Source organism: Fluviispira multicolorata (assembly GCF_009208585.1).
Lineage (GTDB): Bacteria > Bdellovibrionota_B > Oligoflexia > Silvanigrellales > Silvanigrellaceae > Silvanigrella > Silvanigrella multicolorata.
The window spans coordinates 265,519-280,829 of record NZ_WFLN01000006.1; the positions used below are offsets into that span (position 1 = coordinate 265,519).

Annotated in this window: 16 protein-coding genes; 4 read left to right on the forward strand and 12 right to left on the reverse strand. The window is 32.6% G+C overall.

What is annotated here, in order from left to right; genetic code table 11:
• Nucleotides 1–63 precede the first annotated feature (63 nt).
• From GCL57_RS07515 to GCL57_RS07525, 3 genes are all read left to right on the forward strand, one after another.
• Nucleotides 64–750 carry a hypothetical protein gene (locus tag GCL57_RS07515; protein ID WP_152212740.1) on the forward strand — a complete coding sequence of 229 codons (687 nt, stop codon included), beginning with the start codon at nt 64–66 and terminating at the stop codon, nt 748–750.
• 63 nt (nt 751–813) lie between these two features.
• Nucleotides 814–2,355 carry a penicillin-binding transpeptidase domain-containing protein gene (locus tag GCL57_RS07520; RefSeq protein ID WP_152212741.1) on the forward strand — a complete coding sequence of 514 codons (1,542 nt, stop codon included), beginning with the start codon at nt 814–816 and terminating at the stop codon, nt 2,353–2,355.
• Between the two features lie 81 nt (nt 2,356–2,436).
• Nucleotides 2,437–5,301, forward strand: coding sequence for a DEAD/DEAH box helicase (locus GCL57_RS07525; protein WP_152212742.1), 2,865 nt, complete (start codon nt 2,437–2,439; stop codon nt 5,299–5,301).
• A gap of 10 nt (nt 5,302–5,311) precedes the next feature.
• Here GCL57_RS07525 and GCL57_RS07530 read toward each other — a convergent pair whose 3' ends face one another.
• The 5 genes from GCL57_RS07530 to GCL57_RS07550 all read right to left on the reverse strand — a co-directional run bounded on the left by GCL57_RS07530 (nt 5,312) and on the right by GCL57_RS07550 (nt 8,636).
• Nucleotides 5,312–5,704 carry a PilZ domain-containing protein gene (locus GCL57_RS07530; RefSeq protein ID WP_161597656.1) on the reverse strand — a complete coding sequence of 131 codons (393 nt, stop codon included), beginning with the start codon at nt 5,702–5,704 and terminating at the stop codon, nt 5,312–5,314.
• Nucleotides 5,705–5,723: 19 nt separating this feature from the next.
• Entirely contained in the window at nt 5,724–6,464 is a 741-nt protein-coding gene (locus tag GCL57_RS07535) for a hypothetical protein (protein ID WP_152212744.1), read from the reverse strand.
• Between the two features lie 38 nt (nt 6,465–6,502).
• Complete coding sequence (gene nusB, locus GCL57_RS07540; protein ID WP_152212745.1) at nt 6,503–6,946, reverse strand: transcription antitermination factor NusB; 444 nt, start codon at nt 6,944–6,946, stop codon at nt 6,503–6,505.
• Nucleotides 6,943–7,404: a 6,7-dimethyl-8-ribityllumazine synthase gene (gene ribH, locus GCL57_RS07545; protein ID WP_152212746.1), complete on the reverse strand. Its 462-nt coding sequence runs from the start codon at nt 7,402–7,404 to the stop codon at nt 6,943–6,945. The genes nusB and ribH overlap by 4 nt, the downstream gene beginning before the upstream one ends.
• Before the next feature lie 89 nt (nt 7,405–7,493).
• Nucleotides 7,494–8,636: an acyl-CoA dehydrogenase family protein gene (locus GCL57_RS07550; RefSeq protein WP_152212747.1), complete on the reverse strand. Its 1,143-nt coding sequence runs from the start codon at nt 8,634–8,636 to the stop codon at nt 7,494–7,496.
• A 214-nt stretch (nt 8,637–8,850) separates the two neighbouring features.
• Here GCL57_RS07550 and GCL57_RS07555 point away from each other — a divergent pair, with 214 nt between their 5' ends.
• Entirely contained in the window at nt 8,851–10,614 is a 1,764-nt protein-coding gene (locus GCL57_RS07555; protein ID WP_152212748.1) for an acyl-CoA dehydrogenase family protein, read from the forward strand.
• Between the two features lie 25 nt (nt 10,615–10,639).
• Here GCL57_RS07555 and sugE read toward each other — a convergent pair whose 3' ends face one another.
• The 7 genes from sugE to GCL57_RS07590 form a co-directional block, all read right to left on the reverse strand.
• A complete protein-coding gene (sugE, locus tag GCL57_RS07560; protein WP_152212749.1) occupies nt 10,640–10,957 on the reverse strand; it encodes a quaternary ammonium compound efflux SMR transporter SugE in 318 nt (105 codons plus the stop codon).
• 48 nt (nt 10,958–11,005) lie between these two features.
• Entirely contained in the window at nt 11,006–11,332 is a 327-nt protein-coding gene (locus GCL57_RS07565) for a DMT family transporter (protein WP_152212750.1), read from the reverse strand.
• Between the two features lie 7 nt (nt 11,333–11,339).
• Nucleotides 11,340–13,133 carry a hypothetical protein gene (locus GCL57_RS07570; RefSeq protein WP_152212751.1) on the reverse strand — a complete coding sequence of 598 codons (1,794 nt, stop codon included), beginning with the start codon at nt 13,131–13,133 and terminating at the stop codon, nt 11,340–11,342.
• Between the two features lie 5 nt (nt 13,134–13,138).
• Nucleotides 13,139–13,441, reverse strand: a complete 303-nt coding sequence (locus tag GCL57_RS07575) for a hypothetical protein (RefSeq protein WP_152212752.1) — start codon at nt 13,439–13,441, stop codon at nt 13,139–13,141.
• Between the two features lie 97 nt (nt 13,442–13,538).
• Nucleotides 13,539–14,465 carry a DnaJ C-terminal domain-containing protein gene (locus tag GCL57_RS07580; RefSeq protein ID WP_152212753.1) on the reverse strand — a complete coding sequence of 309 codons (927 nt, stop codon included), beginning with the start codon at nt 14,463–14,465 and terminating at the stop codon, nt 13,539–13,541.
• An 89-nt stretch (nt 14,466–14,554) separates the two neighbouring features.
• Nucleotides 14,555–14,881 carry a hypothetical protein gene (locus GCL57_RS07585; protein WP_152212754.1) on the reverse strand — a complete coding sequence of 109 codons (327 nt, stop codon included), beginning with the start codon at nt 14,879–14,881 and terminating at the stop codon, nt 14,555–14,557.
• A 20-nt stretch (nt 14,882–14,901) separates the two neighbouring features.
• Nucleotides 14,902–15,162 carry a hypothetical protein gene (locus GCL57_RS07590; protein ID WP_152212755.1) on the reverse strand — a complete coding sequence of 87 codons (261 nt, stop codon included), beginning with the start codon at nt 15,160–15,162 and terminating at the stop codon, nt 14,902–14,904.
• Nucleotides 15,163–15,311: the final 149 nt, after the last annotated feature.

Here is a 15,311-nt window from a genome sequence, read left to right on the forward strand (position 1 = left end):
GCATTTTAAAAATATAAATTTGTTGAAAAAACTGCGAGCTTAAAAATGTTATAGGACAACATAATGACTCATGAAGCACGAATTGCAGCAAACAGATTATTTGACTATTTACCCTATTCAAAAATTTTACCAAATCTCTGGAAAGAAAATCTGTTACTTAATAATTTTGTCTTAAGTAGAAAAGCGGTCTGTCATTGTGAGGATTATTTAACTACAAATATCCCAGTTATATATCCGATTTTCCCAAGTACAGGGGAATCAGCCAAAGGCCTGTTCTCGTCATTATCCTTTGCCTATATCTCTTGGATAGTTAATTCAAGAACCCTTCCACACATCGAAGTTATTGAAGTACCAATATTTATGAATGAAATTCTATTTGAGAATCAAGAAAGAGAGAAGTTAGAAAGGTCACTGTCTCCTCAAGGAATTACGGTTATAGGTAGCTATACTAAAGTAACTAATGAAAATTATATTTTTGAGCTTTTACAAATCAGAAAAAGGGTTCTAACAAAAATCTTTGAGTTTTCGCACAATACCTCGTATATTTATCTTTCTATTTTTTCAAATCTGCCGAAATCTCTTGTTGAGGAGAAAGATTCAAGATATTTATCGGCAATTGACGAACTTGAAAACAAAACTTCATGGGCGTTTCAATCACAAAGATTAATGCCGATAACGTACCAAAAGGAAGTTTTACTTTTCTCTTTAAAGTGCTGGATTCTTACTAAAAAAGATTTAAAGCTTGAATGATTAGAATCCAAAACATATCGAAAATATGATAAGATATCGAAAACGGAGTTCGGGGAAATAAAAATGGATTTTTCAATATTTTGTAGTATAAAAAAGCCTTTAAAATACATAATAATTACATTAGTTTTCTTTCAAAACCCCTCACACGCTCAAGAATATAATTTAAAAAGTAATTTGATTTCACAAAATAAAATCGTCAGTAGATCAAAAGATAAAAAAATTGCTAGACCAAAAGTAACAAAGTTAAAAGCAAAACCAAGAAAGAACTACAATTCGAGATCACATACAAGATCAAAAGTCAGCAAAATTGAACGTTACGGTAGAAATGATTTAAAAACAAATTATGTAACCGCACAACCTGTACTTTTTTCAGCATATACAGGCTCTACTCTTATCAATTCAAAAAGATTAAACCCAAACACTGTAAAAGTGAAATCTTATACGGATCCACGTGAATCGCTGAATAATAATAGCACTCCATTAAATACTCCTTTTGGACAGGTAGATTGGCCAGATATATCTTCTAAAATGTTTATAAAAAATGGAAAAATATATTCGTATTATAAAAGTTATAAATTAGAATTGACAATTGATCCGCAACTACAAGATGCTTCTGAAAAGTACTTAAGCCAATCACGTATATTAAATGGCTCAACAGCAATAATTGACCCTAAAACGGGAAAAATACTCGCTCTATCACAAAATGGAGGCAATCGAAATGCGAGCGTATCAGTTAGTTCACGCGCTCCTGCAGCAAGTCTAATGAAAATAATCACCGCATCAGCAGCGATTGAAAAAAGAAACTTAAATCCATACGACGAAATTGCTTTTCGTGGGGGATGCGGAAATTTAAGAAATGGCAATTGGCTTGCAGATCCTGCAAGAGACAAACAACGAATGACCTTTGCAAAAGCCTTTGGCTCGAGTTGTAACACCGCATTCGCACGTTTAGCACTCTATGATGTAGGCCTTGCCTCCTTAAAATTATATGCTGAAAAGTTTATGTTTAATAAACCCATTCCAAGTGATTTAAAGCTTCAAACAAGTATGTTCCTACTCCCAGATCCAGACACAGCCACCCCTCAAGAAGTGGCTGAAGCAGGCGCAGGATTTGGAGCAACAAAATTAAACCCTGTTCATGCAGCTCTTTTATCTGCAACCGTCAATAATCATGGTATTATGATGGCTCCTTATTTAGTTGAAGCCGCATACAATTCTGATGGAAAGGAAGTTTACAGGGCAAAACCAATGCAAATAGGAAGAATTATCTCTCAACAAACTGCTTCAAAAATAGAAACCTTAATGTTAGCAACGATATCATCTGGTACGAGCCGAAGGACTTTTCACAAAGCAGGAACCCGTGCAGATGCTAATGAAATTGGTGGAAAAACAGGAACACTCCTGGATCCTGAAAATAGAGATGTTCTTTACACATGGTTTAGTGGTATTGCTCCACTTAACTCTCCTAATAGCATTGCGATTGGGACCGTTGTAGCGAGCCCTCAAAATTGGGTTGTGCGTGCAAGTTCAGTTGCACAAACAACTCTTGCAGACTATTTAAAGTTTGAAAAAAATGACAGTCGAGTAGCGAGTCGCAGTAACTAATTCGCTATTCTAATTCCTATTATCACCACAAGTTTTATGTGAAAACATATAACTTAAGGCAAAAATTTAGACAGAATAAAAATGACTTCTCATTCGTTTATTGATTTCGTATTTCCGCAATTCCTTGCTAATAATTGGCAAAATGGAATTTCAATTTTTAGATCGGGTGGAGTACATAACTTCAATTCCTATGGCGAACTCTTAAGCGGAAGAGTGAAAGCTGGAATTGGAGAAAATTATGAAGTGCGCATGAAAATTCACGCGCAGGGTAGATTCGTCCAATGGATGGAGTGCACCTGTCAAGCCAATCGCAGAAGAGCTGAAAAATGTGCTCATATAGCAGCCTTTTGCATTTATCTAGATCAAGAAAAACCTATTTTTCTCCAAAGAATGAATCTAGGTACAGGTGGTTCTGAACTTCACCTTAATAGCACATCGCCTAGACCTAAGCTTTTACAAGCTGATGATCAGAAAAACTCAATTTTTAATGCTCAAGAAAAATGGGAAATTATCAATGATGCAAAGCAAACATTAGAAAGTAATAGTTTCGAAAATATTTTTTCTTCAAATGCAACAGAACTTGTTTCAATTGATGTCGATAAGGAAGAGCCTTGGTTAAATGTAACTGTAAAAATTGATTTTGCAAAAAAACTCAATTACCGATTTGGGATTGACGACACTTGTAAATTATTATTTAACACGAAGCATTATGAAAAAGCATCAAAAAATGTCCTTAATCTCATTAAACATGGAGTAACAGCAAAAAGATATTTTGATATTAAAAATCATAAAAATTCAGGCTTCTTAATTCAAAAAAACATTGAGATTATTAAAGATAATAAAGCTATAAAAAAAATTCATGTGAGCGATCTACAACCTTCACATTTAGGAAAATATGGTTTATTTTTTAATAAAATAGGTTATATCCCATTTTCAGACAAAATGAATTCAACTCAAATTTCGCGATGGCATGAGTACCCTAAATCAGGAATTGTTGAAGGTGATACTGCCGCTACTCTTATTGAAAATGATTTCGTCAGATTAAAAGAGACGGCTGACGTTCTCTTACATAGTAGCTTATCAAAAGTAAAAGTTTATAATAAAATAATAATTCCTGAGTTTACTTTAAATAAATCTTTAGATGGCGCTATCTTAATTGATGCAAAATTTAATTCAAAAGCTGAAGATAAAATTGAAGGAAAAACTTCAGGAACATTATTACAAATTTTGAGAGCCCGAGCGGAAGGAAAGCAATATTTACAAACTGAAAAAGGATTTGTAAAAATAAATGCGGATTTTGATTGGTTACAAAATAAAATTCAAAATGATGGACAATTAAAGCTTTCTACCCTTGAGTTTATACGGTTTCATGAACAATTTGGTGCAGAAAGTAAAGTTAAAGGCAAGGCTGATATTATCGATAAAATTCGCGCAGGTTTAATTTCGCGCGAAAAACTCACTTTACCCTCCTTAAAAGAAACTCAACTTAGCTTACGACCATACCAAGAAGATGGTTTAAAATGGCTTTGGTGGCTATATAGCAACCAACTCGGAGGATTGCTTGCTGATGAAATGGGACTGGGCAAAACTCACCAAGCAATGGGACTTATTTCAAGCATTGCCAAACGAGATGACTTCTCACTTACCTTAGTCGTTTGTCCTACAAGTGTTATAGATCATTGGTTAGACAAAATGAGTAAATATATTCCAAAAGTAAAATGTATTTGCTATCATGGGGCAATTCGTAAGAATTATTTAATTGATGTACAAAAACAAGCTAAAGGCCATCATGTATTTGTAACAAGCTATGGTATATTGCTCAGAGATATACAAATAATAATGCAAAAAAAATGGAATTTAGTAATACTTGATGAAGCACATTTAGTAAAAAATCAAAGCACAAGAACATATAAAGCTGCCTGCAAAATTGACAGCAATATGCGTCTTTGCTTAACAGGAACTCCATTAGAAAATGATTTAATGGAATTAAAAAATTTATTTGATTATATTGCGCCAAGCTATCTTGGAAGCGATAGTGAATTTAAAAAGAAATATATGTCAAATGATGAAAACAATGATCCTATTGCTGACATTGAGCTCCATAGGCTTATTCACCCCTTTAAAATGAGAAGAAATAAACTCGATGTTCTTACTGATTTGCCTGATAAGGTTGAAGACATTCGCTATTGTCATTTAAATTCTGCGCAAAAGAAATTATACAACGAGGTTCTAAATTTAAAAGGTAAAAAATTAATTGATGACCTACAAGATGAAAAGAATCCTGTTCCTTATATTCATATTTTTAGCTTAATAAGTCTTTTAAAACAAATTTGCGATGATCCTTCTATTATTGATCCAAGATATTCTCAGCTAGGGAGTGGTAAACTTAAAGTATTTGACGAATTACTTGGAGAAGCTCTAGAGAGCGAACAAAAAGTTGTTGTATTTTCTCAATATGCAAAGATGGTTACAAAGCTTTCTGAAAGGTTAAATGCGCGAGGCATTCAGCATGTTATCCTAACAGGTCAATCAATAAATCGTGGAAGCATTGTTAGAGAGTTTCAAGAAAATAATAATGTCAAAGTCTTTATTGGTTCATTATTAGCAGGCGGAACAGGGATCGATTTAACATCAGCCAGTGTCGTTATACATTTTGACAGATGGTGGAATGCGGCAAAGGAAAATCAAGCAACTGATAGAATTCATCGCATCGGTCAAACAAGAAATGTCCAAGTTTACAAACTTGTCACAAGAGGCACTCTAGAAGAAAGAATTGATGATATTATCAGTCGTAAAAGAATGATTTTTGAAAGATTTGTCGAGCAAGATGAGGAAGTCTTTAAGCATTTATCTAGAGAAGATCTCTTGCAACTTCTTAAAGCGCCTTCCGATGACTCTGAGCTAGAACCAAATGAAGACGACAGTATAGAGATATATAATATTTAAATAGAAGTTTTCATTTTGACAATTGCCAAGTTTGTGGAAATTCTTTTAAAACATATCCATGATCAATTATATATTTTATTATTCTTAAATTATTTTTGCTTACTTTTTTAAATTCAATACCAATCAAATATATATTAGATTTATCAATATATTTAACTTCTCCCAAAATGGGATCTATTTTAAAACTAACACTTTTTTTTACAAAATTATCTTCAACATGTATTTCTAAAATATCATTTAACTGAAAGTTATAATTATTTGTTAGAAGCACCGCACAACCACCTAATGAAAAATTTTTCACAATATTATTTGGAGCAACGGGTTTATTATTTTTATAAATTGAAATTACAAATTCAATATCATGCCTTTCATGCTTTCTTTTCTCATGTTGTTTTTTTACCATAATGTCACCATTGATAAAATTAAAGTTTAAAGGAAACTTCATCTGTTAAGTTTCCTTGTTTTCTTAATACACGAGCAGATTGAAGCAAAAATTCAAAACATTTTTGGGAAGATGGATATACTCCAATACAGGGATGTAATGCTGAATCGGCTAAAAACCATAAAAACTCTTCAGTTACTTTTTTTTGCAAATCCATTTCTGAATAATTTAAAATAGATTCTTTCAAACCAACTAATTCATACTTTTCTATGAGCCACATAAAAAAAGCACGAATATAATCACACAGCATTCTTATATCAAAAAGAAATAAAATAGACTGAGCTCTGACTTCTTGAATATTTGGAAATAAATATCCCAAATATACCTGCATAAACTCTTCGGGAGTTCTCACGCCCATAAGCTCTTTAATTGGTAAATATCTTAAGACATCAATACGAGGTGAGGAAAATAAACTTAAATGCTGACCGACTAAAAACCATCTTGAAATTGGAATACTTTTATGATTTTCTTCTCCTACTTGTAACAAAAGTGAATCTTGCTCAAAAACAGAAAAGTGACCTAATATCACACTTTCCGACAATTCTTTTTCAAGAAATGCTGGAGAAGAAAGAATAATTATACCTTTTTCAGTGTCTTTTAATTTTTGACTGGAGAAAGTTCCTATCCCCAAAAATGTTTCTAAAGAATATCCTTGTGAAATTCGTTCTAAAACAAATTTTGAGCAGGCTTCTGTATTTTCAAGGAGGTAAATTTCTCTCATTAAATAATATGCCTTTTTGATTAATATTTACTATTCAATCAAACAGAACGCACAGTTTTAGCAATTGCATCTAAAATACCATTTACAAAAGAAGCTGAGTTTGAAGAACCATATTCTTGAGCAATAGAAGCTGCCTCGGAAATGACAACACCAATATCAGTGTCGTTACGCTCTAAAAGCTCTGTTGTAGCAATACGAAGAACAGCTAAATCAACCCGAGCTATACGAGAGATTCTCCAATTTTTTGCATTTTTTTCAATTAAATCATCAATTTTTTTGCTATTTTCAAAGACCGCGCTTAACAGAGAGCGTAAGAAAGGTCTTTGAATTTCAACAACTTCAGACTGCTTCATAAATTGTTCTAAAGCAGTTTTTTGCATAACAAATTGTTGATTTACATCCTGCTGGTATGCAAATTGAACAGCAAACCTTCTTACTTGTTTAAAATCAGCTGGTTTGAGTCCAGTTACACCTTCAATCATAATGACAAATTTCCTAATAATGAGGATCTTAGCAAGATCATTTCTAATACAGTATCTGCAACATCTGCACCTTTATTACCCGATTTTCCACCCGCTCTATCAATAGCTTGTTCCATTGTATCGCAAGTGAGTATGCCAAAACAAACAGGGACAGAACGTGTGAGCTGTACATTCATAAGGCCAGACGATACAGAAGAACAAACATAGTTGTAATGATCCGTTGAACCACGAATAACAGCCCCAAGAGCCACGACACCTTGCACCTTCTTATTATCTATTAAAAGCTGAGCAGCAAGCGGAGTTTCAAAAGCTCCAGGGACTTCAATTTCAATTATATTTTCAGCCTTCACTCCTCGTCGTATAAGGAGATTTTTTGCACCCAATGCAAGACGAGAGGTAATGACCTCATTAAATCTTGCAACAACAATTCCGATTTTTGCTTCTGAGGGCTTTATCATCTTGCCACCAAATCTTTCTAAAAAATAAAATAACGAGAAACCAATCCGCCTGGGGTTTAGCACATTAATTCATTTATTTAAAGAATTCTTTAGACATCTAAAAGCATTCTTCCGACAATCATACGTTGAATTTGAGAAGTACCTTCATAAATCTGGAAGATTTTTGCATCTCTCATTAACATTTCCACTGGATATTCACGATTATAACCATATCCACCAAAAATTTGCACAGCATCCGTTGTAATTCTCATACAGGCATCGGCTGCAAACATTTTTGCGATCGAAGCATAATATGTATTTTTTCTCCCAGCGTCGACTTCATCAGCCGCTTTCCATACGAGCAACCTTGCGGCTTCTATATCCCGTGCCATTTCTGCAATTATAAAGCTAACACCTTGATTTTCAGATATTGTTTTACCAAAAGCCTGTCGTTGCTTTGCATAGTCAATCGAACACATCATAGCCCGCTGACTCAAGCCCAGAGCTTCTGCGGCAACTGCAGGTCGAGTTCTATCAAACGCACCCATAGCGAGCTTAAACCCATCTCCTTCTTTACCTAATAAATATTTTGCAGGGACTTCTACATTGTCAAAAGTAACTCCACGTGTGTCACTACAACGCTGTCCCATGTTATCTTCTTTACGCCCTATGGTAATTCCTGGTGACTTTGCTGAAACAATAAATCCAGACATGCCTTTATGCCCCTTAGATGGATCGGTCTTTGCTAGGACAAAAAACCACGAAGCATAATTAGCATTCGTAATCCACATTTTAGCACCGTTTAATATGTATTTGTCTCCAGATTTCTTTGCCGTTGTTTTAATCCCAGCAACGTCACTCCCAGCACCAGGTTCAGTTACGCAATAAGAAGCCATCTGACACTCTTCAACCATAGGAGCTAAAAAATCTTTCCATGCATGCTTATTTTCAGATAAAATAACAGGGACAGCAGCTAAATCATTTGCCAAAGCGGCCGTGCAAAATCCGGCACTCCCCATTGCGAGCGCTTCAGAAATTAAGCAATGATCAAATGTACCAAGTCCAAGTCCACCTACTTCTTCAGGCACAAATGCATTTAACATTCCAAGTTCATGAGTCTTTTTTAATAATTCCATTGGAAATTTTGCAGTTTCATCTAATTCTCTCGCTTTAGGCCACACTTCCTTGTTTGAAAAATCTTTAGCCATTTCAAACAATTGCTTCTGAGTTTCATTTAAATCAAACATAGCCATATTTTGATCTCCTAAAATAAATAAAATAAAATTCTCTATCTCTCAAAATATGTTTAATTTTTTAAACTAGCAATGCTTACAATACATTTTAAGTGACATTGACAGTTACTACAGTTTGCATTTCAAACAATTTGCTCTCTTCATTCAATTCAGATAATTTATTAATGTAAAGTTCACTTATCCAGAATGAAAATTGATTAATCGAGGAGGCTTTATGTCTGGAAATGCAAAATTTAGTTTTATGAAAAGTATATTTAATGGTCATATTTCTGAAAAGTCTCTGCATCATTATCCATTTTTTAATACAAATCGTGAAAATGATTATACTCTCATGGCCAATTCAATTAATGATTGGATGAAACAAAATGTCGATAGTTTAAAATTCGATCAAGAAAAAAAGTTGCCAAAAGAAATAATCCAAGGGATGAAAGAAATGGGTCTCTTTGGACTTATTATCCCAGAAGCATTTGGCGGAAGCGAATTTACTCAAACATTTTATACAAGAACTCTTGAACTTTTAAATAAACATGATGCATCTGTAACGTTAACAGCAGGTGCACACAGCTCAATTGGTTTAAAAGGTCTTTATCTATATGGCAATGAAAAGCAAAAAGCAAAATATATGCCTAAACTCGCAACTGGCGAAATGATAGCGTCATTTGCTTTAACAGAGCCCACCGCAGGAAGTGATGCTGCTGGAATTAAAACAAGAGTTGTAAAAAGTGATGACCATTATATACTTAATGGATCAAAATTGTGGATAACAAATGGAGGTTTCGCCGATTTTTTTACAGTCTTTGCAAAAGAAGAAGTGAATGGTGAAGATAAAATAACAGCATTTATTGTCACACGTGATATGGGTGGAGTTTCTCATGGATCAGAGGAACTTAAACTTGGTATAAAAGCATCATCAACAGTTGAAGTTTTCTTTAAAGATGTAAAAGTTCCTGCAGAAAATATTCTTGGGAAATCAGGTGATGGCTTTAAAATTGCAATGGGAATATTAAATCAAGGTCGTCTAGGCTTAGCAGGTGGAGCTCTCGGAGCTATGAAATCTGTAATGGATGAATGTATAACTTATACAAAAAATAGAAAAGCTTTTGGCCATAGTATATCCGATTTTGGCCTTATCCAAAATATGTTAAGCGAAATGGCTATGCATATTTATGCTTCTGAATCAGTAACTTTTTTCTCTACAAATTTAGTTGACTCAGGGGATACCGACTACAGTATTGAAGCTGCAATTTGTAAAGTATTTGTTACAGAAGCTGGCTGGGCAACAATAAATACAGCTATGCAAATTCATGGCGGCAATGGTTATATGGTAGAATATGGTATTGAAAGGAAACTTCGTGATGGGCGTATTGGCCTTATTTTTGAAGGTACAAATGAAATCTTAAGACTCTTTATTGCTATGACAGGTTTAAAAGAGCCTGCTTCGCAATATCAACGTTTAGGAAAAGAACTTCAATCATTACAAAATATTAAAAGTGTAGATTTCCTAAATAATGCAATTGAAAAAATAGGTTTTCTATCTGAATTTGCATTTAGTGAAGTTAAAAAAAGTGTGCTCACTGAAAAACTAGAAGGATTTCATCCTGCACTCGAAAAAGAGTGTGAAAGACTTTCAACAGCTACCCATGCTCTTACAACTTCTGCCTCAAAACTTATCCGTACATATGGCCATAAACTCGTAGATGAGCAACAGCAATTGGCTCGTTTAGCAGATATAGCAATAGATACTTATGTTATTTCTTCAGTACTTTCTCGCATTAATTCTGTTTTAGAAAAACATGGTGGACCTGAAAAAAATGAGACTGAACTTACAATGGCAAAATTAATTATTAGAAATGCGAAAGCACGCATTAATCAAAATATTTATAATTTAAAAGCAAACCATGATGATGACATTAAAAATATTGCTAAAAAATTAATTGATACTGAAAAATATCCATACGCAATAGATAATGTTAAATAATTAATCTTAACATTATCTAGATTTACTAAGGTGTGAAAAATTTAAGACCCAATATTCCAATAATTATAAACGATAGACAAACTAATCTTTTGTAGTTTGCAGATTCGGACAAAAAGAAAATTCCATACAATGCAACTCCAACTGCACCAATGCCTGTCCAAATGGCATAAGCTGTCCCAATAGGCAGCGCTTTTAGTGCTAAACTTAGAAAGCCAAAACTTATAATCATTCCCACAATTGTAATAATAAGTGGCTTTGGTTTAGAGAAACCATCAACATATTTTAAAGAAACTGCCCATACAATTTCAAATAACCCAGCAATAATTATAAAAAGCCACGCCATATTTTACTCCATTATTTCAAAATTCAATTTAACTCATAATAATTTAAATTAATTTTTTTGTTGAGTAAAGAATTTAACACCCAGTATACCAATTACTATAAGAGCTAGACAAATAATTCTTATTATATTTGTTGATTCTGCTTGAAAAATTATTCCGTATATTGCGACTCCAACTGCACCAATGCCTGTCCAAATAGCATAACCCGTTCCGATCGGTATTTTTTTTAAAGCAATAGATAGAAAACTAAAACTTATAATCATTCCCACCATTGTAATAACTATTGGTTTTATATTTGAGATACTATCAATATCTTTTAAAGTAACTGCCCATATTATTTCAAATAATCCTGCAATGAACAATTGAAACCAAGCCATACAATAATTACCTTTCATAAGCAAAAAGTAAATTCAAAAGAGCTTCGCTTATAGAATTTTTTTTAAAATAAATCCATTTGATATTATAATAATTTTTAACTGTTTCCTGAACAAAATATTTTGCTTTTTCATCTGGAATTGTTTCCATAAAAACGGCATCATCATTAATTTGAGATTTATGTTTAAGCCACTCGTTAGTTAAATCTACTCCAACTAAATAAGCAGATAAAGAATTAACTATTCCATTTTTATAGATATTTAATCTTGTTTTTAGTAAACAAGTTTTTTTTAATATTGAATCTTTATTTTCAATATTAAAGTTATAAAATTCTTCTTGTCTAAGGATTGCATAAATTAAATCTGGATCCACCGGACATTGTTTAATAGCTAAGTTAACTTCACTTTTATACAATCTTGGATAAAATAAAAAGTATAAAAAATTATTATTTTCTGAAAACGGATCCAAAGAGTTTTTTATATGAGAGACAAATATTATCGACTGAACATGTTGACCTGTCAAAAATAATAACCATGAAATATTATTTCCTATAACATCTGGCTTTTCATTAATTGGCCAATGCTTATATTCCTCTTGCCATTTTTTCTTGAGCCAATTAATTTCATCTTTTAAAAGAAAACTTTCAATACTTTCATGTTTACCTATGTAATCCTGATAATCATCTAATCTTGAAATATTATTTTCTAATTTAATTTTTGAAGCTAATATAATTGCAGATTTTAATGAAATAATAATATCGGAATTTGAAACAAATGTTGGATAAGAAATCCACTTTTCCATTTCTCTTTCCCATGATTCAGCAAATGGAGAAAGCTCTGTAGTTGACGAACGTCCAGATGAATTTTTTACTATTTGTCCCGATAAAGAGTCATATAAACTTAATGGATTTTCAATTCCAGACTTTAAAAAATATTTTTTAGCTTCAGCACTATTATTCTGTGCACTGTAAATCCTTCCAATCCAATAATAATAATTTGATTTTTCAAGTGAGTTACTTGTATTTTCAACTAGATTTAAAAATAAATTTTTTGATTTTTGAAATTCACCATTCAAAAAATAATTAAGAGCAATCTTCTCTTCTTTACTTCTCTTTTCATTCTCTAAAGAATCCTCTGTATCTAAATTTATTTCAGATACTCTCTTTATATTTACCAATCTTTTATCATAACTCTTAAATGATGATGCATTTTCTTGAAAGAATAGCGATTCAGATATCCAGTGTGGTTTTTCTTTATTTACAAATGCAAAAAAATCTTCTGACAAAAGTTCCTCTTGATATCCTTTTTGAGAAAATAAAGAAGAATTATCATGCGCTAAAACTTTCCAACCAAAGCTATCACAAAGGATTTCACATTGATTATTTTGAAAAGAAAAGAAATCAAAACCTTCATTCAGTTTTTTATTTGAAATATTTTCATTTATCATTAAAATGGATGAAATTGAATACGCTTTAAAAGCAAACTTATAGGTTGATGCAGATAAGCCTTTTGTATATAATATATTTTTTGAAATATTATTTGCTTTTTCAAAATTATTTTCTCTTATATTTTGAAATGCAGTGAACACTGAATATGTAGATGAAACTAAATCAAAATCTTGCTGATTAAATTTATTTTGAAAAAGTGCTTCCAAATTATTTTTAAGATCTTGTTTTTTCTGAATTATAGATCGTTCGGAACTTAAAAAAGTTGTTGAGCATGAGGTAATAAATACTGCCATAAATAAAATTGCAATATTTGATATAAATCGCATTTTTTTTTGAGCGATATGAATAAAACTCAAATGAGTTAAGCCCTCTTTGCCCCTAGCTTATTGACTAATATATCATCAACCATTTTCTCAACTTCAGCTGTAAATGGCTTATGCATCATAGCAATATTACGCTTTACTTCATTAATTTGAACCTTGTTATCAACTTCTTTGAAAGCAATATTAATTTTACTCGATCCCATTTTTTTTATTTCAATAATAAGATCGTTATTATCCCAAGAAGTATGAACATAGTCTTTCTTTATTTCTCTGGCAAGAATTTCTATTAACTCATTCTTAACAGAAGATAACCCTTTATAAATAACATAATTGATACCCATACAAAAATCCTTTTGATAATTTTTAAAATAATCTATAAATGATTTTATATTTTATAAAATAGCATTCATCTAAATCACTGACCTTCTATAACTACACTTAATATCCAGCCTTTTGAAGCTGTTCAAGAGTTTCTTTTAATTCCAGATTTATTTCACTCTCGTTTGGGACCTTAACTGCAAGAATAGCATAAAGATCTCCATTTTCTTGAGTATTCATAATTGGAAAACCAAGGCCTTTTAATCGAATTTTAATGCCGCTTTGCATTCCTGAGCGAATCTTTACATTCTTAATACCTTGTGGAGTTTTTACTTCAATCTGCCCACCTAAACAAAGTGTGCTGAAAGGTACGCTGATTTCAACCTCAATGTCATTTTCTTTTCTTACAAAATCAGGGTGGGACATTATCTTTACTTTTAAATAAAGATCTCCTCTACGTCCATCAGGAGCCGTTTGACCATGCCCTCTAATTCTCAACTTTTTTCCAGAATCAATGCCAGCAGGTATTTTAATTCTAGAATCTATTTTTTCTCCATTACTTAAGGAAAAACTGACATGTCTTTCGGAACCATTATAAGCATCCATAAAACCAATTTCGAGGTCATGCTCTAAATCATAGCGAGAGTAATCTTCAGGTTCAGCACGCATACCTCCACGCCGCCCCCCTCTTGTTCCATAATTTTTTCCGCCAAATCCCCCAAAACGGGTGCCCCCCATGCCCCCAAAGCCAGAAAAGCCCATATCTTTAAAAATACTTTCGAAATCCATATTCTTAAAAATATCTTCTTGAAAACCAGCTCCTTGTTGCTGTGAAAAATGAGTGTCGCCCAACATATCGTATTGACGTTTTTTCTCAGGATCCGATAAAACAGCATAAGCCTCTGACATTTCTTTAAATTTATCTTCAGAAGCTTTGTTCCCTGGATTTCTATCAGGATGATATTGCATAGCTAATTTTCTATAAGCTTTTTTAATTTCATCTGAACTTGCGGATTTATTTAATCCAAGAATTTCATAGTATTTCATTTCTATCTCCGAATAACCAACGCTCTAGCCACCACGCGCGCTGCGTTTTGGAGAAATTTAATGCTCATTTGATTGATGGCAAGGGTATGTCATGCTTTTTTAATGAGTTGTTCTATATAAATGAACTCATGCTCTGGAACTTCTTCAAGAAGTTCTTCATCTTCAAAACCAAAAAACTCAAACCAATTGATTCCAACGAGCTCAGGTGTCGGAGTCACCTTCTCTTCTCCATCATCGGTCTCATAATACTCAAAAGCCTTTTGTACAAAGCCATCTCCAAGCATTTCAAAATAATGATATCCATCACCATTTACATATTGCCCATCACGAGAATCACCACTCCAGTACTCTCTACAATACCAAATATCACCTATTTGTCTCTTGGTACGCTTATGTAAGTTCTCTATATTTTCCATATTCACCTGATGTCCTTTTGTTAGGAGATCTCTTTCTGTGTATTTTCACATGAAGAATCTTTTCTAGGAAGCGACTTTAACAATTTTTCAACGTGAATCAATCTTTCTACTCTCGGCTTTAATCTCTTTTCCCCGATAGGAAATAAAAAGGTATGAAAAAAACTCTGCTGTCTGATTAATTGTTCACCAATCTTTCTAATATCCAAGAGAAGAGGGAGAAGAGCAATAGCCTGTTCATGGGAGTGATCACCATTTTTTAATGCTTCTAAAATATCTAACAAAACTCTCTCCGACAAATTTTCAAAGTTTTTAATCCGTTGGATCCTATTATTAAATACGAAAAAACGAATTTTTTTATTTTTCTTACGAAAACTTTTCTTAAAAGATTTTACAAAATAAAAATTAATTATGAGTGTAAATATCAAAAAAA